This is a genomic window from Streptomyces natalensis ATCC 27448 (genome assembly GCF_000935125.1).
GTDB classification, from domain to species: Bacteria; Actinomycetota; Actinomycetes; order Streptomycetales; family Streptomycetaceae; genus Streptomyces; species Streptomyces natalensis.
In genome coordinates, this window is sequence record NZ_JRKI01000029.1 from 895,746 (window position 1) to 917,312 (window position 21,567).

Genomic DNA, 21,567 nt, shown 5'->3' on the forward strand with positions numbered 1-21,567 from the left:
CGGGAGCGGGGTGACCCGGCCGTCATGGCCGGGCGCCGACCAGGACGAAGGAGACCCGGTGAACGTGCTCTTCCCCGCGCTGCACGACGCATCGCCCGCCACCGCGCTGCGCTTCGGCGACCGCGCGCTCAGCTATCGCGAGCTGGCCGCCGTGGCCGCGCCGCTCGCCGGGCGGATCGCCGGCGAGAGCCGGGTGGCGCTGTGGGCGACGCCGACGCTGGAGACCGCGGTCGGTGCCGTCGCCGCGCTGCTCGCCGGGGTGGCCGCGGTGCCGGTGAATCCCAGAATCGGCGAGAGCGAGCTGGCGCACATCGTGGCGGACAGCGCGCCCTCGCTCGTCCTGGCCGCGCCCGGCGAGGAGCTTCCCGCCGCGCTCGCCGCGCTCCCCCGGACGGACATCGAGGCGGTCGCCACCGACTCCGAACCGGCCGCGCTGCCCTACGAACCGGTCGACGAGACCCCGGCGATGGTCGTCTACACCTCCGGTACGACCGGCCCGCCCAAGGGTGTGGTCCTCTCCCGGCGCGCCATCGCCCACACCCTGGACGCGCTGGAGGACGCCTGGCAGTGGACAGCCGCCGACGTCCTGGTACATGCCCTGCCGCTGTTCCACGTCCATGGCCTGATCCTCGGCATCCTGGGACCGCTGCGCCGCGGCGGAAGCGTCCACCACCTGGGGCGCTTCAGTACGGAAGGCGTCGCCCGGGAGCTGTCGGCGGACGGCACGATGCTGTTCGGGGTGCCGACGATGTACCACCGGCTGGCCGCCGAGGCCGGGCGCGACCCGGTGCTCGCCAAGGCGCTCGCCGGGGCGCGGCTGCTCGTCTCCGGTTCGGCCGCGCTGCCGCTGACCGATCATCAACGGCTCGCGGCGGCCACCGGACGGCGGGTGATCGAGCGGTACGGCATGACGGAGACGCTGATGAACACCAGCGTGCGGGCGGACGGCCCGGAGGCCACCGGGACGGTCGGGGTGCCGCTGCCGGGCGTGTACGTCCGGCTGGTCGACGACACCGGACAGGCCATCGAGGCGAGCGACGGCGAAACGGTGGGCGAGATCCAGGTCCGCGGTCCGAACCTGTTCACCGAGTACCTCAACCGCCCCGATGCCACGTCCGCGGCGTTCGACGGCGGCTGGTTCCGTACGGGCGATGTGGCGGTCCGGGATCCGGCGGGGAACTACCGCATCGTCGGCCGCAAGGCCACCGACCTGATCAAGAGCGGCGGCTACAAGATCGGCGCGGGCGAGATCGAGAACGCCCTCCTGGCGCACCCGGGGGTCGCCGAGGCGGCCGTCACCGGCGAGCCGGACGACGACCTCGGCGAGCGGATCGTCGCCTGGATCGTGCCCGCAACCGGTCCGGACGCCGGGCCCGCCCCCACCGCCGAGGAGCTGGCCGAGCATGTCGCCCGTCAGCTGGCGCCCCACAAACGGCCCCGCGTGGTGCACTTCCTCACGGCCCTGCCGCGCAACGACATGGGCAAGATCCTGAAACGAGACCTCCATGCATGAGCCCGGTTTCCCGGCCCCGGTGCCGAGTATGCGGCTGACGGCTCGTCAGGTCATGGCGGCGGTGTCGGACTCCTGTGTCGAGCTGCCGACGACCGAGGCCACGGGATCCGGCAGACCGGACGGTCCGCTCGGCTGGCGCGGCTACGACGCCTCCCGGGCCCGGGCCCGCGAGCGTACCGGCGAGGAGGAGTCGGTGGTCACCGCCCTGGCGACCGTGGGCGGCACCGAAGTCGTCCTGATCTCCTTCGAGTTCGGCTACCTGGGCGGCTCCCTCGGCGAACGGACCGGCGACCGCCTGGTGGCCGCCTACACCGAGGCCCGCGAGCGCCGGCTGCCGCTGGTGTCGCTGATCGCCACGGGCGGCAGCCGGATGCAGGAGGGGATGCGGGCGCTGACGCAGCTCCAGCGGGTGGCCGGGCAGTCGGCGCTGCACCACGCCGCCGGGCTCGCGCATCTCGCCGTACTGCGCGATCCGACCACCGGCGGCGGCTGGGCGACGCTCGGCGCGGCCGCCGATGTCCTCCTCGCCCTGCCCGGCGCGCAGATCGGTTTCGCCGGTTCGCGGGTGCGCCCGGCGGACGCCGATCCGGCCGCCTACTGCGCCGAGGGCCAGCTGGCGGCCGGTCAGATCGACGCCGTCGTCCCGCCCGACCAGCTGCGCGGCACGCTTCAGCGGTGGCTCAGGCTGCTGGCCGGCGCGGGCGGGCCGGGGGCCGTACCGGAGGCCGCTCCGCCGCCGGCCGCGCTCGGCACGGGCAATCTGCCGGAGACCGGCTGGCGGGCGGTGGTCCGCGCCCGCGATGCCCGCCGCCCACGCGCCGAGGCTTATCTGCGTGCGTACTTCGACGACTGGGAGGAGATCCACGGCGACCGCTGCGGCGGCGCCGACGGCGGCATACGCTGCGGCCTGGGCCATCGCGACGGCCACACCATCGCCTTCGCGGCGCAGTGCGGTACGGCCACCCGCCCGGCCGGATTCCGTACGGCCGCCCGGCTGGTCCGGCTCGCGGACCGGCTCGGCATCCCGGTGCTCACCCTGATCGACACCCCGGGCGCCGCCAATGACGCCGCGGCCGAACGGGCCGGCGCGGGTGCGGCCATCGCCGACGCCTTCGCCGCGCTCGCCTCGGCCCGCGTACCGGTCACGTCGCTGCTCATCGGCGAGGGCGGCTCGGGAGGCGCCCTCGCCCTGGCCGCGCCCGGCCGCCTCTGGGCGACGCCCGACAGCTATTTCTCGGTGATCGCCCCGGAGCTGGCCGCCGCCATCCTCAAACGCGACCCCCAGGAGGTGCACCACACCGCCGACCAACTCCGCATCCGGCCCCAGGACTTGCTCGCCCTGGGCATCATCCGCGATATCGTTCCGCCCGCCGGGTCCACACCGGCCTGAGCCTTGTCCGCGTATGGCGGGCCGACCGGAGCCGGGCCGCGTCAGCCACACCGGTCCGCGCCGGGCGGGCCGGAGTCACGCCCACCCGAACCGCTCCCGTCCGCGCCGGGCCGACTCGCATCCCACCGGCCCGTGTCGCACCGGCGCCCCGAACTCCTTTGGCCAGGCCGCCCGCCGCAGCCGCTTCCGTATCGCCCCCGCTCAGCCGTCCGCCACGCGCTTGCCCGCCTCCTGGAGTGCGGCGACGGCGGCGCGGATCGAGGGCCGGCGGTCGGCGTCCGCGCGCCAGATGGCGTAGACATGGCGGCACATCGTATGGCGTACGGGCACCACGCTCACGCCCTCCGGGACCGGTCCGCGACCGAGGCGCGGGGCGACCGCGACGCCCAGCCCGGCCGCGATCAGCGCGAGCTGGGTGTGGTGCTCCTCGGCCATATGCGTGATACGGGGCTCCACTCCGCTGCTGCGCAGGGTGAACAGCAGCCAGTCGTGGCAGAACTCCGCCTGCGGCCAGGAGATCCACTCGTCGTCGGCGAACTCCTCCAGATCGACCGTTTCCCTCTGGGCCAGCGGGTGGTCCGCCGGCATCGCCACATCCGCCAGATCGTCGAGGAGCGGGGCCTTGGCCAGGCCCTCGGGGAGCGGAAGCGGCCGGTTGTGCCAGTCCAGAACGACCGCCAGATCCAGATCACCGCGCACCACTCCCCGTACCGAATCGCCCGGCTCCAACTCCCGTAGCCGAGCGTGGAGTTGCGGGTGATCGGTGCGCAGGGAGACCAGCGCCGTCGGGAAGAGTCCGCGGGCGGCGGTGGGAAATGCGGCGAGCCGCAGTTCGCCCACGGCGCGGCCGCGGTGCTCCTCCAGCTCGGCCTGCGCCAGCTCGACCTGCGAGAGGATGCGCCCCGCATGATCGGCCAGCAGCCGGCCGGCATCCGTCAGCCGTACCCCGCGTCCGTTCTTCGCCAGCAGCTGCTGTCCGGTTTCCCGCTCCAGCTTGGCGATCTGCTGCGAGACGGCCGAGGTGGTGACATGCAGCCCGTCGGCGGCCACGCTCACCGAGCCGTGGCGGGCGACGGCGCGCAGCACTCGAAGGCGATCCAGGTTCAACACATTAGCGATGCTACGCGATACAGCGCACAAAAACTCGCTTGTGCTACGAAGTTGGGCTCAGCATCGTAGAGCCCATGAGCACCGCCCCCGGCCCCGCCACCGACGCCACCCGCACCACTCCCCCTTCCCCCCGCTCTTCCACGACGCCCGGCACCCAGCGCACCGAAGCCGACGTCCATGACACCGGCAGCACCGCCGCCTCCGGCGATCTCCCGGCCGGTTCCGCCCGTCGCCGCACCCTCGGCTGGCCGGTGCGCTTCGCCATGCTCTGCGCGGTGTGGGGGTTCAGCTTTCTCTTCATCAAGGTGGGCACCGAGGGCTTCGTCCCGTTGCAGTTCACGCTCGGCCGGCTGGCCTTCGGCGCGCTCGTTCTGCTGGTGATCCTCGCGATCAAGCGGGAACGACTGCCGCGCTCCCGGCGGATCTGGGGCCATCTGACGGTCGCCGCCTTCATCCTCAACGTCCTCCCCTTCACCCTCTACGCCTACGCCGAGACGACCATCCCCTCCACGCTGGCCGGCATCTGCAACGCCACCTCCCCGCTGTGGGGGATGGTGCTCTCGCTCGTCGCCCTCTCCGAGGACCGCCCCACCCGGCGCCGGGTCGCCGGACTGGGGATCGGATTCCTGGGCGTGCTCACGGTCCTCGGCGCCTGGCAGGGTTTCGCCGGTACGGACCTGGCGGGCACCGCGATGGCACTGGGCGCATCGCTCTGCTACGCCATCGGCTGGATCTACGTCCGCCGCACGCTGGCCGACGTCGAGCACTCCCCCCTCGCCATGACCGGCACCCAGTTGCTGCTCGCCACCCTCCAACTGGCCGTGGTGACGCCCCTGTTCACCTCCTGGCCGACCTCCTTCCCCCTCGCATCGGTGCTCTCCGCCTTCGCTCTCGGCGCACTGGGCACCGGCTTCGCCTTCGTCCTCCAATACCGCCTGGTCGCCGAGATCGGCCCCACCACGGCCCAGATGTGCACCTACTTCATCCCGGTCATCGCCACCGCCGCCGGTGTGACCCTCCTGAACGAAAAGCTCAGCTGGAACACCCCGGTCGGCGCCCTGATCGTCCTGGCCGGCGCCGCCCTCACCCAGAGCAAGCCACGCCGCAAGCCCTAGCAACACCCCCGGCGCCGGCCCCGGCCGCGGCCCCCCGAAGCCACTCCTCTGGAGAGCCCCCGAGCCCCCACTCGGGGGCTCTCGCCGTGGCACCGAGGGGGCACCTGACTCTCACTCATATCTCCGCGCCTCCCCCACTCCTACGGCCGCCGCGACCGCATCCGCCACCGGGTCGATGTCGTCATCGGCAAGCGGGGACACGGTGATCCGCACACCCGGCGGGGAGTGCATCCGAAAGCGCGCCCCGGGCGCCACCGCCCAGCCGGCATGCAGGAGCCGGGCGACGGCACCGGTCTCGTCGGGGACCGGAACCCAGACGTTCATCCCGCTGAGCCCGCGGGCCCGCACTCCTCGCTCGGCCAGCGCGCGTATCAGAGCATCCCGCCGGCGACCGTATGCCGCGGCGATGTGCCGCGGGTCGATGGCGGAGGTACGCCACAGATGGACGACCGCGTCCTGGAGGAGATGACTGACCCAGCCCGGCCCCAGGCGCTGTCTGCCGCGCACCCGGTCCACCGTCACTGCATCGCCGGTGAGCACCGCCAGGCGCAGGTCGGGGCCGTACGCCTTGGCGGTGGAACGGACCAGGACCCAGTGGTCGGTGACGGCGGAGAGCGGATGGAGCGGCAGGTCGACGATGCCGTGGCCGTGGTCGTCCTCGATGAGGAGGACGCCGGGGTGCTCGGCGAGCAGGGCACGCAGTTCCCCGGCGCGGGCGCGGCCGATCGCGGCTCCCGTCGGGTTCTGCGCCCGGTCGGTGACGACAACGGCGCGGGCCCCGCCACGGAGGGTCTGCGCCAACTGCTCGGGCAGCGGGCCGTTGTCGTCCACCGCGACCGGCGCGGGCCGCAGCCCGAGCGCCGGGATCAGATCCAGCAGACTGCCCCACCCCGGGTCCTCCACCGCCACCGTGTCGCCGGGCCGCAGATGCGCGGCGAGCACGCGCTCTATGGCGTCGAGCGAGCCGCTGGTCACAGCGATCGGCGCCTCGGGCAGACCGTCGCGGAGGAAGGCTGCGCGGGCCAGCGCCTCGAGATCGTCGTCGATGGTGGGCGCGCCGTAGAGCGTGGGCCGCCGGGTGCTGCGCGCCGCGGCGTGCGCCAGCGCGCCCTCCAACGAGGGCAGCAGTGCGGGATCGGGGTTGCCGTCCGAGACGTCCCGTACGCCTGGCGGCGCTTCGACCCGCAGCGCCTCGCGGGGGGTGCTGGCAGGTCTGGGACGCACCCGGCTGCCGCGCCGGCCCGCGGTTTCGATCACCCCGCGGTCGCGCAGCGTCCGGTATGCGGACGCGACCGTATTCGGATTGACCTCAAGGTAGACCGCCAACTCCCTTAGGGGAGGCAGCAGTTCGCCTGGTTGGAGCTCGCCCGCACCGATGACTTGCTCGACACTGGCGGCAATGTCCGATGCGCGCCGCCCTTCGATCCGATACTCTCCTAGCACAAACACGATTATGCACTAGTTCAAAAGATTCGGCAAGGGCACAAGCCGGTGAGGACGAACCGGCGGAGAGGACGAGGCGAGCACCGTGGCACGGGAAGCGACGCAAGTAGCGGCAGAGCGAACAGACGAGGAAGCGGCAGAGGGCGCGGCAGCAAAGGTGGCAGGTGAAGTGGCGGGAGAAGCGGTAGGAGAGGCGGCAGGAGAAGCGCTGCGGCCAGAGGCCCGGGCAGCGGACGTCGCAGGACGCGAAGCAGGCACCCCCGCAGAAGCCGCTCCGGACGCGGCGCCGACGTCGTCATACGCACCGACCGACCGCACCGTCCCCACCCGCGCCCGCGAGCGCGCGACCTACGACCACGAGACGGTGCACGCCATCCTCGACGCGGGATACGTCTGCCATCTCGGCTTTGTGCGCGACGGCGCACCGGTGGTGCTGCCCACGCTCTACGGCCGCGTCGGCGACCGCCTCTATGTGCACGGTTCGACGGGCTCCCGCCCGCTGCGGATGGCCGGCGCAAGCGGCGAGCAGGCCGAGCCCGGTCTGCCGGTCTGTGTCACCGTCACCCATGTCGACGGGCTGGTCCTGGCGAAGTCCGCGTTCCACCACTCCATCAACTACCGCTGCGTCGTGGTCCACGGCACCGCCCACCAGGTCCTCGACCCGGACGAGAAGTCGGCCGCCCTGGACGCGTTGGTCGACCATGTCCTGCCGGGCCGCGCGGCCGACTCCCGTCCGGGCAACGCCAAGGAACTGGCGGCCACCGCCGTGCTGCGTCTCGATCTGCGCGAGGTGTCCGCCAAGATGCGCACGGGCGGCCCCCACGACGAGCCGGAAGACCTCGCCCTGCCGTACTGGAGCGGCGTCCTCCCGGTGGCCCCGGTCTACGGCGCCCCCATACCGTCCGACGACCTCGTGCCCGGCACACCGCAGCCCGCCTACCTGAAGACGGCTGAGGAGTTGCCATGCTGATTCATCCCTGGGACGCCGCCACCGACGACGCCGAGTGGCAGGACTGGCTCGCCGCGCACGACTTCGGGCAGCTGGCCGTCAACGGCCCGGCCGGTGCGCCCCCGATGGTGCAGCCGACGCATTTCGCCTACGATCCGGTCCGCCGTGAGGTGATCACGCACCTCGCCCGCCCCAACCCCCTCTGGCGCGCCCTGGAGGAGCATCCGACGGTCCTGCTGAGCGTGGTGGACGACTACGCCTTCATCCCCGGCCCCTGGCAGGCGGACGAGGACCAACCGCCCGAGCACGGCGTCCCCACCAGTTTCTATGCCGCGGTGCAGCTGACCTGCACCGCCCATGTGGTGGACGACCCGGAGGCCAAGGCGGCGCTGCTGCAACGCCAGATGGGCCATTTCCAGCCGGAGGGCGGCTCGGCCCCGGTGCGGGCCGGACAGGCTCCGTACGGCCGACAGCTGTCCGGATTGCGGGGGCTGCGGCTCGAAGTGCAGGACGTACGGGCCAAGTTCAAGTACGCGGGCAAGCGGGGCGAGGCCGTCCAGCGCCGTATCGGCCAGCGGCTGGCGGAGCGGAACGGCCCCGGCGATGCGGCGGCCCGCAGCCACCAGGAGCGCCGCCGGGCCGCCCGGTCCGTCATGCCGCGGTAGCACACCGAAGTGCCCGGCCGACGCGCCGGCCGGGCACCCCCGCTCAGCCCGCCACCGGCACCACATCCGGTTCGGCGGGCGCCGGCGCACGGCGCGCCTCCGTCACCGCCAGGGCCACAACGGCCGTCAGCAGCACACCGGTTCCGGCCGCCGTGGTCACCGTGAGCCGCTCCCCGAGGAACAGCACCGCGATGGCCGCGGCCGACACCGGCTCCAGCAAGAGGATCACCGATGCGGTCGCGGCGCGCACCACGGCCAGCGACGCGAAGTACAGCACATAGGCCAGCGCCGTCGGCACCGCCGCGACATACCCCAGCAACAGCAGGCTGCGGCCCAGGCCGTGCGCCTGCGGCCAGAGCCCCTCCACCAGCGCGAACGGCAGCATGCACAGCGCCCCGACCGCGAAGGTGCCCAGGATCGCGGCATACGGACTGCCGTTGCCGTCCCGGGCCGGCCGGCGGGTGATCAGCGTCATCGCCGCACAGCCGGCCGCGGACAGCAGCGCACAGCCGACCCCGGCGGGCCGGACCGTGGCGCCGCCCCCGCCGAGGACGAGAATCGACAGCCCGGTCAGCGCCCCGGCGACGGCCAGGACGCCGCCCGCTCCGAGCCGTTCGCCCATGGTCAGGCGGGCGCCGACGGCGATCAGGACGGGCGCCGCCCCCATGGTGACGACGGTGCCCACGGCCAGGCCGGTGTCCTGGACCGCAGCGAAGTAGGACGTCTGGAAGACGGCGAAGGCGACGCCGGTGAGGGTGATGCGTACGGCGCGGCGTCGCATCGGCTCATTCGAGGCCGGGGCGGGGGTGGCACCGGACCGGTGGCGCAGTACCGCGCGGACGGCGACCAGCAGCACCAGGCCGCCGACGGTGCGCCAGAAACTGATGGCCAGGGGGCCGAGGCCGCTGCCCCGGTAGAGGAGGGCGGCGGTCGCACCGGCCGTACCCCAGGCGATGCCGGTGAGCGTGACGTACAGGAGTCCCCGGCCCACGGGCAGGGCGGGGGAAGGCGTGGAATGCATGAGAGAGGTGCTCCGGGAATCCGGCACGGCGCACTGCGCCGCGGAATGGTCGCATGGTCCCGTGGTGCAGGCAGCGCCAGTCGGCCCAGGACCTCGCCCGGGCCGGGGATTACTCGGAGGCCGCCGCCCGCCTTATGCGGCAGGAGGGGGCAGCACAGTCAAACGCATGATCGATACCCTACGTCGCGCTCGACTTGACCGACAAGCCTTCCCCGGCCGACGGCACACCCGATGTCACGACCGCCGCCCTGCCCTCTCCGCCCGGCGCCGGATCCTTCCGCGCCGTGGCCGGTTCCTTCGGCTTCGCCGACTGTGCGATGAAGGCGCCCACCAGGACCACCACACCGCCGATGATCTGCGGCAGGGAGAGATGCTCGCCGAGCAGCACCCAGGCCAGTACGGTCGCGATCACCGCCTCCAGGCAGGCCACCACCCCCGCCACCTGGGGCGAGAGCAGCCGTATGGAGACGACTCCGGTGAGATAGGCGGCCACCGTGGCGATCAGCACGATCCAGCCGAGGAGCAGCAGAGCCGGGACGTGGGTGCCGTTCATCTCGGCGCTGCCGCCGAGCACCTCCCAGCGCAGGGTCCAGGGCCGGGCGATCACGGTGAGGATCACGGCGCCGATCAGCAGGCCGTAGGCGATCACACCGAGCGGGTCCACGGCGTCCTCGCCGTCGCTGCCGTGGTCGGACAGCACGAAGTAGCCCACCTGGCAGCAGGCCGCCCCCAGCGCCAGGGCCAGCCCGACGGCATCGAAGCTGAGCCCGGACCACACCTCGACGACACAGGCGAGGCCGCCGACGGCCAGCACGACGCCGACGGCCGCCGCCCGGGTCACCGGCCGTTTCTGGACGAAGCGCACCCAGCCCAGCACGAGGGCGGGCGCGAGGTATTCGATCAGCAGCGCAACGCCGACGGGGATCCGGGATATCGCCGCGAAGTAGCAGGCCTGGACTCCGCCCACGGCCAGTAGGCCGTAGCCCATGAGCAGGGCGGGCCGACGGCGCAGCAGACCGCGGTGGCGCCAGGTCAGCGGCAGCAGGACCAGCGCGGCACCGGCGACCCTCAGCCAGGTGACGTGCAGCGGTGCGAGACCGGCCTCGATCAGGGGCTTGGCGGCGACGCCGGAACCGCCGAACGCCAGCGCGGACAGCAGTGCGATGCCGATGCCCGCACCGCGCCCGCGCGGACCGTTCGCCGGGACGGCCGGTGACGTCCGTGTGGTCCCCGCGGACCCTGATGCCGCTGGGCCCGTACCGGCAGCCGGGCCGGCGGGGCTCCCCGAAGACGTATGCATTCGGCCATGATGACAGCCGCCGTCAGCAGCGCCCCCGCCGAGACCCCTGTCACCCCTGGCCGGACGTGGTCAGCTCGGGCCGGGGCCGCACCTGTCCAGGCGTGCGGCGAGCCGGCCGGTGTCGACGGAGGCGCGGCGCAGCACCTCGACGGCCCGGGATTCGGGGTCGTCCACCAGGGCGGCGAGCAGATCGAGGCAGCCGGCGCGGGTGGCGTAGCGGGCGTGGGCGCGGTCGAGGGCACCGTCCAGGGCGGCGGCCGCGGCCGGTGACCATCCGGGGACGCCGCCCTCGGTGACCAGGGGGACCGCGCCGGAGTCCTCGACGGTGCCGTGCCATTGGAGTCCGTAGCCGATGCTGCGCTGGACGAGATACCCGAGCAGCCGGGCGATCTGGGGGCCGCCGTCGAAGGCGTCGCGCACCGCGGGGTCCGACTCCAGGAGGCCGTGCAGCAGATGCGCGGTGTCCACCTGGCGGTCGCCGTCGCGGGTGGCCCTCCTGCGGGCGGCGGAGACGACGGACGCCAGTTCCACGGTGAGCTGGGTGTCGAGGTCCACCTTGGCGGGGCCGTCGCCGCCACTATACGCAGTACGGTTTTGCACAGACCCACCCCACCAGTCCCTGCGGCCTGGAACATCCCCGCTGGGAAGCATTTGCGCATCCCACGCTGGTTGGGGACGACCACACCGTTTCTCCTCCTTAGGGAGGAGATGGGACGGAGACGGGAGGAAGGTCGACGGATGGCCGAAACCCGCGTCTCGCACGCACCACCGGAACACCACCCGTCCCACCTGCCTTCCGTCTGTTTTTCGTCAGTCCGTCCCTCGTCCGGCTGTTTCCCCGGCGGCGCCTCTGCACGAGTCTGATGGTGTATCAGCATTGAGGCCCGCGACTCTTGAACCTTCGCCTCCCTGCGGCTACGTTCCGCGGCACCAGCCAGGGACAGGCACCGAAGGGGTGGTCGTATGGCCGATGTCACCGCTCAGGCCCGGATCGAGGCACCGGCCGAGAAGATCTGGGACCGGCTGACCGACTTCGACTCGTACGGGCAGTGGAACGCCACCCACACCGACTTCCCTCAGGGCGGCCCCGCGGCACTCGAAGTGGGCGCGAGCTACGCGGAGAACATGAAGCTGATGGGCTTCCCCGCCGAGGTCGGCTGGACCGTGCGGGAGGTCGAGCCCGCCCGCCTCCTGGACATCGAGGGCAAGGGCCCGATGGGCGTCAGCCTGGGGATGCGCTACCAGCTGACGCCGGACGGCAAGGCCACGACGGTCCGGATCGACGGAACGTTCACCGGGGCCGCGGTCTCCCTGATGGCCGGCAAGCTCAAGGACTCGGCGAGCGCGGCGCTCAACGAGTCGCTGCGCAAGCTCGCGGGGCTGGTGGGCTGAGGCGGGGCACGCCACGCCGGGCGCACCCCGTACCTCTGCCCCGTTCCCCCTGACCCCGCTCCCCCACGACCCCGCTCGGTCCTCCCTGTCGAGGACCAGCTTCCTCGGCGAGGGTCAGTCCTCCTCGGCAAGGATCAGATACAGCTCCTTGCGGGCCTTGTTGACCACCGCCATGGCCTTCTCCCGCTGTTCGGGACTGCCGGTGGCCCACACCTGGCGGAACGCCTCGACCAGACCGCCGCCCGCCTTGCGTATCTCGTTCATCGCCTCCCAGTCGACGCCGCGTCCGGCGTCCTCCCAGGGGACGTCCGAACCACTCTCGGCCTCGGCGCGGCCGGCCTCGGTCAGGGAGAAGAGCTTCTTGCCGCCCTCGCTGGCGTTGGTGATCAGCCCCTCGTCCTCCAGGAGCTGGAGGGTGGGATAGACCGAACCGGGGCTGGGCTTCCACGCCCCGCCACTGCGCTCGGCGATCTCCTGGATCATTTCGTAGCCGTGCATCGGACGGTCCTTGAGGAGCGCCAGTATCGAGGCGCGCACATCGCCGCGCCGCGCCCGGCCGCGCGGTCCGCCGCCGCGGCCCCGGCCGCCGAAGGGCGGGCCCCCGAAAGGCGGCCCGAAGCCGCCGAACGCGGGGCGCCCCCGCTCGAAGCCGCCGGCGAACTCTCCCCAACCGCCCCGGCGCCCGGGGCTGCCGCGCTCATGGCGCTGCTCGTGTCCGTGCTCGTGAGGGCCGCCGTGGTGATGTCCCTGTCCACGCATGGTGGTGCCTTTCTGCTCGTATCGCCGTGTTCTCGCTTCGCCGTGGTGCACCCACGGCACTGCCTGTATCGCCATCCATCGTTGACCGATCGCGATGCCTCAACGATATATCGAGAAGACTTGCCGAACAACCCCCTTTTTCCGGTGACCGCCGCGAGCCCTCCCGCCAGTTCTCGCCGCATCGCGCACCCGATCCGGGGCCAATTTCCCGGGATTGGCCTTGGCCTGCGGTTTTGTGGCGCCCCTACGCTCGCGGCCATGAGGATTCGTATCGTCGACGCCTTCAGTGCGCGTCCGTTCGCCGGCAACCCCGCAGGAGTCGTGCTCCTCGACTCCGACGCCTTCCCCGACGACGCCTGGCTCCAGCGGGTCGCTGCCGAGGTCAACCTCTCCGAGACCGCGTATGCGCATCGGCTGCCCGCCGGTGGCGACGCCGACTGGGCGCTGCGCTGGTTCACGCCGGCCGCCGAGGTGAACATGTGCGGGCACGCCACCTTGGCCACCGCGCATGTCCTGCACACCACCGGGGCCGCGAGCGGCACGGTGCGCTTCCGTACCCGCAGCGGGGTGCTGATCACGACCACCGGGGACGAGGGGGCGATCACCATGGACTTCCCCACCGCGCCGCTGACCGAGGTGGCGGTGCCGCCGGTCGTCGCATCGGCACTGGGCACCGAGATCCGGTCGGCGTACGACACCGGCCCGCACGTCGGCGATCTGCTGGTCGAGCTGGCCGACGAGAAGGCCGTGGGGGCGCTGGCGCCGGACCTCAAGGCGCTGGCGGGGCACGGCGGCCGGGGCGTGATCGCCACCGCACGCGCCGAAGACCCCGACGGCGGCTACGACTTCCGCTCGCGCTGCTTCTTCCCGGGGCTGGGTATCGACGAGGACCCGGTGACGGGGAGCGCCCACACCGCACTCGCCCCGTTCTGGTCGGCGCGCCTGGGCCGCGAGGCCCTGGTCGGGTTGCAGGGCGGGCCCCGTACCGGATGCGTACGGACCGAGCTGCGCGACGACCGGACGCTGCTGACCGGGAGCGCGGTCACCGTCATCGACGGCGAACTGCTCGCCGGCTGAAACCTGCGGACGGCCGAACCTGCGGACGGCGCGGGCCGCTCAGCCGGCAGCCCTCACACGGCACCCGCCCACATGGCGTCCCGCGCCCCGCATCAAGCCGTCGGAAGCCACCCCACCCGGCCCGCGAGCAGCGCATAGCCGACGAACGCCACGATGTCGATGAGGGCATGGGCCGCGACCAGCGGCCCGACCCGGCCCCAGCGCCGGTAGAGCAGGACGAAGATCACGCCCATCACCATGTTGCCGAAGAAGCCGCCGATGCCCTGATAGAGGTGGTACGAGCCGCGCAGCACCGCGCTCGCGGCGAGCGCCGCCATCGGGGCCCAGCCCAACTGGCCCAGTCGGCGCAGCAGATAGCCGACGACGATGACCTCTTCCAGGACGGCGTTCTGCACCGCGGAGGCGATCAGCACCGGGATCTTCCACCACACCTCGGGCAGCGCCTCGGGGACCACCGTGAGGTTGACTCCGGCCGCCCGCGCGCCCAGATAGAGCAGCAGTCCGCTGCCGCCGATGACCGCGGCCAACCCGACCCCACGGCTCAGATCAAAGCCCGGCCGCCGCCGGTCGAACCCGATGGCGCGCAGTCCGCCCGCCCGTTCCCGCAGCAGGAAGTGCGCCACCAGGGCGACGGGCACCAGGGCGGTCGCGATGCCGAAGAGCTGCCACGCCAGATCCAGCCAGGGGCGCCCGGGTGCCTGAGAGGCATTGAGCGTGGCCGCCTGGTGTTTGAGGGCACCGGACTTGGTCACCGAGCCGATGAAACTGATCAGTGCCGACAGTGCGCTGGCTCCCAGCGAGAGCGCCAGTACGAGCAGCGTTTCGCTCTTCAGGATGCTGCGGCCGGGCCCCTCCGCGGTCCCCGCACCGCTCCCCGTACCAGGCCCGTGACCTGGAACGTCCGCATCGGCCACAGGACGTGTCTCCGGCTCCACGCTTCCTCCACTTCCGCACTGCCGTCTCTTCGCCATCACCGTCCCGCCAGGGTCTCGGCACCAGTGGCGAAGAGCGCGCGACAGGCCGGGGACTCGTCCACGCAGTCGACCGGCTCCGGGCCCGCGGGCGCTGCGAGCACCGCACGGGGGCGCTGCCGCATCAGACGTGAGCGTCACCGCAGCAGGACGTCACAGCTTGCCCGATCCGTCCGTACCGCGGGCCACCGGGGTCCGCCCTCGGCACCCTCCGGGCGGCGGCTCGCGATGCGCGTTACGCGCTCTCCACCGCGTGCCGCGGCCCCGGTACGGCCGACGCGCCGGCCGGCCAGGCGACCGGCCAGGTGTGCACGGGGTCTCCGGCGTGCATCAGCTCGCTGTAGCGGCGGGTCATCGCGGTCAGCGCGGCGTCGCGGTCCAGCCCCTGGCGCAGGGCGTGGTGGAAGGCCGCGGCCTGCCAGGACGCGCCGTTGACGCGGCGGGCGCAGCGGTCCTCGATGATGCCCAGATACAGGTCCCGGTCGGCCGGTTCGACGCCCCAGGCGTCCAGGCCGGCCGCCGCCAGGGGCAGCAGTTCCCGGCGGACGAGCCGTACGGCGGGGATCTCGGCGATGCCGCCGCCGCGGCCGGGGCGGGGCCATTGGAGGTCGGCGTCGATGCCGTAGCGGCAGGCGGTGTCGAAATTGGCGGCCGCTGCGGCGAACGGCAGACGGGTCCAGATGGGGCGGGGCTCCTCGGCCAGCGCCCGCACCAGGCCGTAGTAGAAGGCCGTGTTGGCGATGACGTCGGCGACGGTGGGGCCGGCGGGCAGGACGCGGTTCTCCACCCTCAGGTGGGCCTTGCCGTCGGCGACGGCGTAGACGGGGCGGTTCCAGCGGTAGACCGTGCCGTTGTGCAGCACCAGTTCGGCGAGGTCGGGCGCGCCGCCCTCGGCGATGGTGCGCAGCGGATCCTGGGGCCCGCAGATCGGCAGCAGCGGCGGGAAGTACCGCAGATTCTCCTCGAAGAGGTCGTAGGCGGAATCCACCCAGCGCTCCCCGAACCAGGTGCGCGGGCGCACTCCCTGGGCCTGGAGTTCGGGTGCCCGGGTGTCGGTCGACTGCTGGAATACCGGCGGCCGCGATTCGCGCCACAGCTCGCGGCCGAAGAGGAAGGGCGAGTTGGCGCCGACGGCGATCTGTACGGCGGCGATGGCCTGCGCGGCGTTCCAGACGGCGGCGAAGCGGCCCGGGGTGACCTGGAGGTGCAGCTGGACGGACGTACAGGCGGCCTCCGGCGCTATCGAGGCCGAACGGGAGACCAGATGCTCCACGCCCTGTATGTCGATCGCGAAGTCCTCACCGCGGGCCGCCCGCATCTGGTCGTTGAGCAGCACATAGCGGTCGATGGCGGAGAGATTGGCGGCCGTGAGGTCGGTGGCGGCCAGGGTGGGCAGGATGCCGATCATCACTATCCGGGCGGCGACCTCGCGGGCTTTTCGGTCGGCGTAGGCAAGGCCCGTACGGAGTTCCTCGGCAAGCTGGTCCAGGACGCGGCCGGCCAATCGGTGCGGGGCGATGTTGACCTCAAGATTGCACCGGGCGAGTTCGGTCTGGAAATCGCGGCTGGCGATGCGCTCCAGTACCTGGGAGTTCAGCATTCTCGGCAGCCCGTCCGCGCCCGCGAGATTCAGCTCGATCTCCAGGCCGATGAGATTCTTGGGCCGGTCGAACCGCTTCTCCGCCAGGAGGGTGCGCAATCCGGCGAGACACTCGTGCAGCTTTCTTCGATAACGCTCCCGGTCGGCCAGGTCGATCCCGTCCGCGGCGACCTTCTCCCCCATCGAAGGGTCCCTTCTCGATCGAGCGAACGGCCCGCGGCCACGGGCCGGTTGGGCCGTCCCCGCCACCACCGGGGCACGCGCTACGGTCGATGATGCCCCGGCAATCTGATCGATAACGCATCGGCGGTGTGACGCTCCCGATAGGCTCGAAGCGACGGATTGGCCGGATGGAAGCCGGCCTGCGGACAGAACGGGCGCGGGGTGCGACGCGGCACATTCCCCGGGCATATCTCGACGGCGATCGCCATCCGCATTTCTCTTGTGAAAATCACCGATGAGATCCGGCCTACCGCTTCCGGTGGGAAATACGAGGTGGCGCCTCCAAAGGCCCGTACAAAGCGGCGAAAATCACCCCGCGAAGGGCCTCGCAAAAGGGTCTGGATTCCTCCTTGCAGGAAATCGGCAAGCAAAGTAGCCGAAACATTTTCAGAACATACGTCGTATAAACTCCGCACACGAGGCAGAGAGTTGACGCCCGGTGCCGTGGCGTACCCGCCGGCGCCGGAGCACTGCGGTGCCGCCCCACCGGGCCGCCGCTCCGGTCGGCCATGCTCTGGCCCCGCAAGCTGACAGCGCCGTCCGCACCTGCCCGGCTTCACCGTGTCTCCGAAGTGAGAGGCGACCCACCATGCCGCTGCACCTCCCCCCTGCCCCTGCGCCCGCCCTGCGCAGCGTTCTCACCGCCCTCGGCTCGCCCACCGCCCTCCGCGAGGCCCCCGCCGCCCTGCGCTCCGCGCACGGCCCGCTCGCCCCCGATCACCCCTTGCCGGTCCACGTATGGAAGGACGTCCGCGGCGCGAGCGGCCCGCCACGCACCCGGCTGGCCGGATGGCGCTTCCTGGTGCGCAGCGGGGAGCGTGCGGCGGCGGCAGCCGAGGCACGGCTCACCGCCGACGGCTGGACGTTCTCGCACTTCTGCGGCGGCCCCTACGTCGCCGCCACGGAACAGGCTCTCCACCAGGCCGAAGCGCTGGCCGTGCCGTACCAGCCACGGCTGCTGTCCGTACCGGAGCTGTACATGGTCACCCTGTGGCTGCACCACGACACGGCCTCGGACGGCACCGACGGTCTGCCCGCCCCCGGCGATCTGCTGGTGCCGCTGGCGCCCGCCCCGCCGGGCATCGCCCCGCACCGCCCCCACCGGGTCGCCGATCTGCTGCCGCGGCTCACCCTCCGCCTCACCCCGCCCGGACCGCTGCTGGACTCCCCGGCCGCCTGAGGGCGTACGCCGTAGCCCGTCCCCGGCGCCCCGCGCTCCCTTGTGGCCGCGGGGCGCCCGGCTGCGTCCGAGTGCGTCCGTCAAGGGCCTCCGGAGTCGCGAAAACACCTTCCGGCCCCCTTGAGGACCCCAACCCCCTTGGGTACGAATGCATTTGAACCGCCCGCACGGGTGATGCGTCCTTATCCAGTGCGCACAACTGCTGCGAAATCCCTGCGGAAACCCGTCCGTGGGGCAACACTGGGACCAACCGAGGGAAACGGGGGAGCGGCCATGGCCATCTCATCGAGCCGCACTACGACGTTCACACCGCAGCGAAAGACAACTTCCATGTGCCAGCACCAACCTCCTTGCCCGTCCGCGGACTCCAGCGACCGGGAAGCCGCGCATCCCGTGGCGCACCACCCCGAGCAGGGCTGGAGCCTGCTGTGCAATGGCGTCCTGCTCTTCGAGGACACCGGTGAGCTGCTGCCCGACGGGCAGGTCATCGCCCCGCACCGGCCGCAGGCCGTCGCCAGCGTGGCCTGACCTCCGGCGCCTGGCAGAACAACAGGGCCCCCGGCGAGTGCGCCGAGGGCCCTTGACGTTGTCCGGAGGGACCGGTGGTGATCAGCCCTCGTACTCGTCCAGCGGCGGGCAGGAGCAGACGAGGTTGCGGTCACCGAAGGCGCCGTCGATCCGGCGCACCGGCGGCCAGTACTTCTCCGCCGCCACGACACCGGCCGGGAAGACGGCCTCCTCGCGGGTGTAGTGGTGGTCCCACGTGCCGGCGAGCGCGGCCGCGGTGTGCGGGGCGTTGCGCAGCGGGTTGTCGTCCTTGTCCCACTCCCCCGAGCCGACCTTCTCGATCTCCGCGCGGATGGCGATCATCGCATCGCAGAACCGGTCCAGCTCGTCGAGGTCCTCGCTCTCGGTGGGCTCGATCATCAGCGTGCCGGCCACCGGGAAGGACATCGTCGGCGCGTGGAAGCCGTAGTCGATCAGCCGCTTGGCGACATCGTCGATGCTCACGCCGGTCGCCTTGGTCAGCGGCCGGACGTCGATGATGCACTCGTGCGCCACCAGGCCGCCGGGGCCGGTGTAGAGCACCGGGTAGTGCGGCTCCAGGCGCTTGGCGATGTAGTTGGCGCTCAGGACCGCGACCTGGGTGGCGCGCTTGAGCCCCTCGCCGCCCATCAGGCGCACATACGCCCAGGAGATCGGCAGGATCCCGGCGGAGCCCCAGGGGGCCGCGGAGATCGGCCCGACGCCCGTCTCGGGGCCCGCGGTGGGCTGGAGCGGGTGGTTGGGCAGATACGGCGCCAGGTGGGCGCGTACGCCGACCGGGCCGACGCCGGGGCCGCCGCCGCCGTGCGGGATGCAGAAGGTCTTGTGCAGGTTCAGGTGCGAGACATCGCCGCCGAACTTGCCGGGCTCGGCGAGACCGACCAGCGCGTTGAGGTTGGCGCCGTCGACGTAGACCTGGCCGCCGGCGTCGTGCACCGCCGCGCAGATCTGGGTGATGTGCTCCTCGAAGACGCCGTGCGTGGAGGGATAGGTGACCATCAGGACCGCGAGCTCGTCACGGTGCTTGTCGATCTTGGCGTGCAGATCGTCGGCGTCGACCTCGCCGTCCTCGCCGGTCTTGACGACGACGACCTTCATCCCGGCCATGACGGCGCTGGCGGCGTTGGTGCCGTGCGCCGAGGACGGGATCAGGCAGACCGTGCGCTGCTCGTCGCCGTTGGCGCGGTGGTAGGCGCGGACGGCCAGCAGACCGGCCAGCTCGCCCTGCGATCCGGCGTTCGGCTGGATGGAGACCTTGTCGTAGCCGGTGACGGTGGCCAGCCGCTCCTCCAGCTCCTGGATGAGCGTGAGGTAGCCCTGGGCCTGGTCGGCGGGCGCGAAGGGGTGCAGCTGCCCGAACGCGGGCCAGGTGACCGGCTCCATCTCGGTGGTGGCGTTGAGCTTCATCGTGCAGGAGCCGAGCGGGATCATGCCGCGGTCCAGCGCGTAGTCCTTGTCCGCCAGGCTGCGCAGGTAGCGCAGCATCGCGGTCTCGGAGCGGTACTGGTGGAAGACCGGGTGGGTCAGGTAGTCGTCGCCGCGCAGCAGCTCCTGCGGCAACGTTTCGGCAGCGGCGGCATCCAGCTGCTCGATGTCGGCCTGCACCCCGAAGGCGCCCCAGACCCCGGCCAGCTGTGCGCGTCCGGTGGTCTCGTCGCAGGCGATGCCGACCAGGTCGGCGTCGACCTGGCGGAGGTTGACACCGGCCTCACGGGCCGCGGCGACGACCTCGGCGGCCCGGCCGGGCACCCGCGCGGTGAGCGTGTCGAAGTACGTGCCGTGGACGATCTCCACGCCGCCCGCGCGCAGGCCCTCGGCCAGGATCGCGGCGTAGCGGTGGGTGCGCCGGGCGATGGTCCGCAGGCCCTCGGGGCCGTGGTAGACCGCGTACATGCCGGCCATGACGGCGAGCAGCACCTGCGCGGTGCAGATGTTGCTGGTGGCCTTCTCGCGGCGGATGTGCTGCTCACGGGTCTGGAGCGCGAGGCGGTATGCCTTGTTGCCGTCGGCGTCGACGGAGACGCCCACCAGGCGGCCGGGCAGACTGCGGGCGAACTTCTCGCGTACCGCCATGAAGCCCGCGTGCGGCCCGCCGAAGCCCATCGGGACGCCGAAACGCTGGGTGGTGCCCACCGCGATGTCCGCGCCGAGCTCGCCGGGCGAGGTCAGCAGCGTCAGGGCGAGCAGATCGGCGGCGACGGTGACGACCGCGCCCAGCTCCTGCGCCTGCGCTATGACCGCGCGCGGGTCACGCACCGCGCCGGAGGCACCCGGGTACTGGAGCAGCAGGCCGAAGACGCCGCGCTCGGCGATCTCGGCGGGGATGCCGTCGGACAGGTCCGCGACGACGACCTCGACGCCGGTCGGCTCCGCGCGGGTCTGGATCACCGCGATGGTCTGCGGCAGACAGTCGGCGTCGACCAGGAAGACGCCCTGCTTGACCTTGCCGACCCGGCGGGAGAGCGCCATCGCCTCGGCGGCGGCGGTGCCCTCGTCCAGCAGGGAGGCGCCCGAGGTGGGCAGCCCGGTCAGGTCGGCGACCATGGTCTGGAAGTTGAGCAGCGCCTCCAGGCGCCCCTGCGAGATCTCGGGCTGGTAGGGCGTGTACGCCGTATACCAGGCCGGGTTCTCCATGACGTTGCGCAGGATGACCGGCGGGGTGAAGGTGCCGTGGTAGCCCAGGCCGATCATGGAGGACAGGACCTGGTTGCGCTCGGCGAGGCCGTGCAGCTCCTTGAGGACCTCGGCCTCGGTACGGCCCTGCGGCAGGCCGAGTGCCTCCGCGCTCTTGATCACGTCGGGGACGGCGGTGTCGGTGAGCTCGTCCAGCGAACCGAAGCCGACCTGCGCGAGCATCTTGGCCTGCGCCTCGTGGTCGGGACCGACGTGCCGGTGCTCGAAGGGGATACCGCGCTCCAGCTCGGTCAAGGAGATGCGATTGGTGGTCATCTGCGGGGGCCTCCTGGTCATAGCGACCTACGAGGGGCACCACGGCGCTGGTGCCCGGACGGCCTCCCCCTCTGTCATCTCAACCTGAGAGCTTCACCGGCCCGCAGGAGGCGGCCCGGCTTTCACCGTCGGTGAGGAGGGGTCCCGGCGCTGGTGCCTTTCCGCGGCCCGACCTGCTTTCCAGAGTGACCTCGTCCATGCGGTACGGATGCCTGAGAGATTCCGGGGAGGAGTTGCTCCTTCGGCGCCCCCGTCGCGAACGACAAGGGACTCTCCCGCATGGGGTCAGCGGCCATTCGCCAGCCTACCAGCGCACCTGTTGGGCGAACCTTCGAGTGGCCGGGGCGGGAAATGTGCCGTTTGGT

Annotated in this window: 18 protein-coding genes and 2 riboswitches; of the genes, 9 read left to right on the plus strand and 9 right to left on the minus strand. The window is 72.2% G+C overall.

What is annotated here, in order from left to right; translation table 11 throughout:
• The first annotated feature begins 58 nt into the window (after positions 1-58).
• Together SNA_RS23445 and SNA_RS23450 are read left to right on the plus strand one after the other, a co-directional pair.
• The gene (locus SNA_RS23445) at positions 59-1,513 is read left to right on the plus strand and encodes an acyl-CoA synthetase (protein WP_044366516.1); all 1,455 of its coding nucleotides are present in this window, start codon (positions 59-61) and stop codon (positions 1,511-1,513) included.
• Positions 1,506-2,903: a carboxyl transferase domain-containing protein gene (locus tag SNA_RS23450; RefSeq protein WP_241779788.1), complete on the plus strand. Its 1,398-nt coding sequence runs from the start codon at positions 1,506-1,508 to the stop codon at positions 2,901-2,903. The genes SNA_RS23445 and SNA_RS23450 overlap by 8 nt, the downstream gene beginning before the upstream one ends.
• 201 nt (positions 2,904-3,104) lie before the next feature.
• Here SNA_RS23450 and SNA_RS23455 read toward each other — a convergent pair whose 3' ends face one another.
• Positions 3,105-4,013: a LysR family transcriptional regulator gene (locus SNA_RS23455; RefSeq protein WP_044366518.1), complete on the minus strand. Its 909-nt coding sequence runs from the start codon at positions 4,011-4,013 to the stop codon at positions 3,105-3,107.
• A 74-nt stretch (positions 4,014-4,087) separates the two neighbouring features.
• Between SNA_RS23455 and SNA_RS23460 the strand changes: the two genes are divergently transcribed.
• Entirely contained in the window at positions 4,088-5,128 is a 1,041-nt protein-coding gene (locus SNA_RS23460) for a DMT family transporter (protein WP_037791048.1), read from the plus strand.
• Between the two features lie 111 nt (positions 5,129-5,239).
• On the opposite strand, the gene SNA_RS23465 is transcribed toward SNA_RS23460, so the two are convergent.
• Positions 5,240-6,571 carry an aminotransferase class I/II-fold pyridoxal phosphate-dependent enzyme gene (locus SNA_RS23465; RefSeq protein WP_044366709.1) on the minus strand — a complete coding sequence of 444 codons (1,332 nt, stop codon included), beginning with the start codon at positions 6,569-6,571 and terminating at the stop codon, positions 5,240-5,242.
• A gap of 169 nt (positions 6,572-6,740) precedes the next feature.
• Between SNA_RS23465 and SNA_RS23470 the strand changes: the two genes are divergently transcribed.
• Both SNA_RS23470 and SNA_RS23475 read left to right on the plus strand, forming a co-directional pair.
• Positions 6,741-7,541, plus strand: coding sequence for a pyridoxamine 5'-phosphate oxidase family protein (locus SNA_RS23470; protein ID WP_420823500.1), 801 nt, complete (start codon positions 6,741-6,743; stop codon positions 7,539-7,541).
• On the plus strand, positions 7,535-8,185 hold the full coding sequence (locus SNA_RS23475) for an FMN-binding negative transcriptional regulator (RefSeq protein ID WP_044366520.1): 651 nt from the start codon (positions 7,535-7,537) through the stop codon (positions 8,183-8,185). Before SNA_RS23470 ends, SNA_RS23475 begins: the two co-directional genes overlap by 7 nt.
• Before the next feature lie 43 nt (positions 8,186-8,228).
• On the opposite strand, the gene SNA_RS23480 is transcribed toward SNA_RS23475, so the two are convergent.
• The 3 genes from SNA_RS23480 to SNA_RS44785 form a co-directional block, all read right to left on the minus strand.
• Positions 8,229-9,206 carry a DMT family transporter gene (locus SNA_RS23480; protein ID WP_030067388.1) on the minus strand — a complete coding sequence of 326 codons (978 nt, stop codon included), beginning with the start codon at positions 9,204-9,206 and terminating at the stop codon, positions 8,229-8,231.
• Between the two features lie 178 nt (positions 9,207-9,384).
• Positions 9,385-10,506: an EamA family transporter gene (locus tag SNA_RS23485; protein ID WP_078970116.1), complete on the minus strand. Its 1,122-nt coding sequence runs from the start codon at positions 10,504-10,506 to the stop codon at positions 9,385-9,387.
• Positions 10,507-10,575: 69 nt separating this feature from the next.
• Positions 10,576-11,106, minus strand: coding sequence for a Clp protease N-terminal domain-containing protein (locus tag SNA_RS44785; RefSeq protein WP_030067390.1), 531 nt, complete (start codon positions 11,104-11,106; stop codon positions 10,576-10,578).
• Between the two features lie 363 nt (positions 11,107-11,469).
• Here SNA_RS44785 and SNA_RS23495 point away from each other — a divergent pair, with 363 nt between their 5' ends.
• Positions 11,470-11,898: a type II toxin-antitoxin system Rv0910 family toxin gene (locus SNA_RS23495; RefSeq protein WP_030067391.1), complete on the plus strand. Its 429-nt coding sequence runs from the start codon at positions 11,470-11,472 to the stop codon at positions 11,896-11,898.
• Positions 11,899-12,012: 114 nt separating this feature from the next.
• Here SNA_RS23495 and SNA_RS23500 read toward each other — a convergent pair whose 3' ends face one another.
• Positions 12,013-12,657: a PadR family transcriptional regulator gene (locus SNA_RS23500; RefSeq protein ID WP_030067392.1), complete on the minus strand. Its 645-nt coding sequence runs from the start codon at positions 12,655-12,657 to the stop codon at positions 12,013-12,015.
• 258 nt (positions 12,658-12,915) lie between these two features.
• Between SNA_RS23500 and SNA_RS23505 the strand changes: the two genes are divergently transcribed.
• Complete coding sequence (locus SNA_RS23505; RefSeq protein ID WP_044366522.1) at positions 12,916-13,734, plus strand: PhzF family phenazine biosynthesis protein; 819 nt, start codon at positions 12,916-12,918, stop codon at positions 13,732-13,734.
• Positions 13,735-13,826: 92 nt separating this feature from the next.
• Here SNA_RS23505 and SNA_RS23510 read toward each other — a convergent pair whose 3' ends face one another.
• Complete coding sequence (locus SNA_RS23510) at positions 13,827-14,705, minus strand: CPBP family intramembrane glutamic endopeptidase (protein WP_420823501.1); 879 nt, start codon at positions 14,703-14,705, stop codon at positions 13,827-13,829.
• Between the two features lie 235 nt (positions 14,706-14,940).
• On the minus strand, positions 14,941-16,488 hold the full coding sequence (locus tag SNA_RS23515; RefSeq protein WP_044366524.1) for a glutamate-cysteine ligase family protein: 1,548 nt from the start codon (positions 16,486-16,488) through the stop codon (positions 14,941-14,943).
• A 628-nt stretch (positions 16,489-17,116) separates the two neighbouring features.
• On the opposite strand from SNA_RS23515, the gene SNA_RS23520 reads away from it, so the two are divergent.
• Both SNA_RS23520 and SNA_RS23525 read left to right on the plus strand, forming a co-directional pair.
• Positions 17,117-17,707: a hypothetical protein gene (locus SNA_RS23520; RefSeq protein WP_044366526.1), complete on the plus strand. Its 591-nt coding sequence runs from the start codon at positions 17,117-17,119 to the stop codon at positions 17,705-17,707.
• A gap of 330 nt (positions 17,708-18,037) precedes the next feature.
• Positions 18,038-18,235 (plus strand): DUF5999 family protein, encoded by a 198-nt coding sequence (locus SNA_RS23525; protein ID WP_030072501.1) that lies wholly within the window; start codon positions 18,038-18,040, stop codon positions 18,233-18,235.
• An 81-nt stretch (positions 18,236-18,316) separates the two neighbouring features.
• On the opposite strand, the gene gcvP is transcribed toward SNA_RS23525, so the two are convergent.
• On the minus strand, positions 18,317-21,202 hold the full coding sequence (gcvP, locus tag SNA_RS23530) for an aminomethyl-transferring glycine dehydrogenase (protein ID WP_030072499.1): 2,886 nt from the start codon (positions 21,200-21,202) through the stop codon (positions 18,317-18,319).
• A 64-nt stretch (positions 21,203-21,266) separates the two neighbouring features.
• Positions 21,267-21,391, minus strand: a riboswitch (glycine riboswitch).
• A 1-nt stretch (position 21,392) separates the two neighbouring features.
• Positions 21,393-21,490: riboswitch (glycine riboswitch) on the minus strand.
• Positions 21,491-21,567 lie beyond the last annotated feature (77 nt).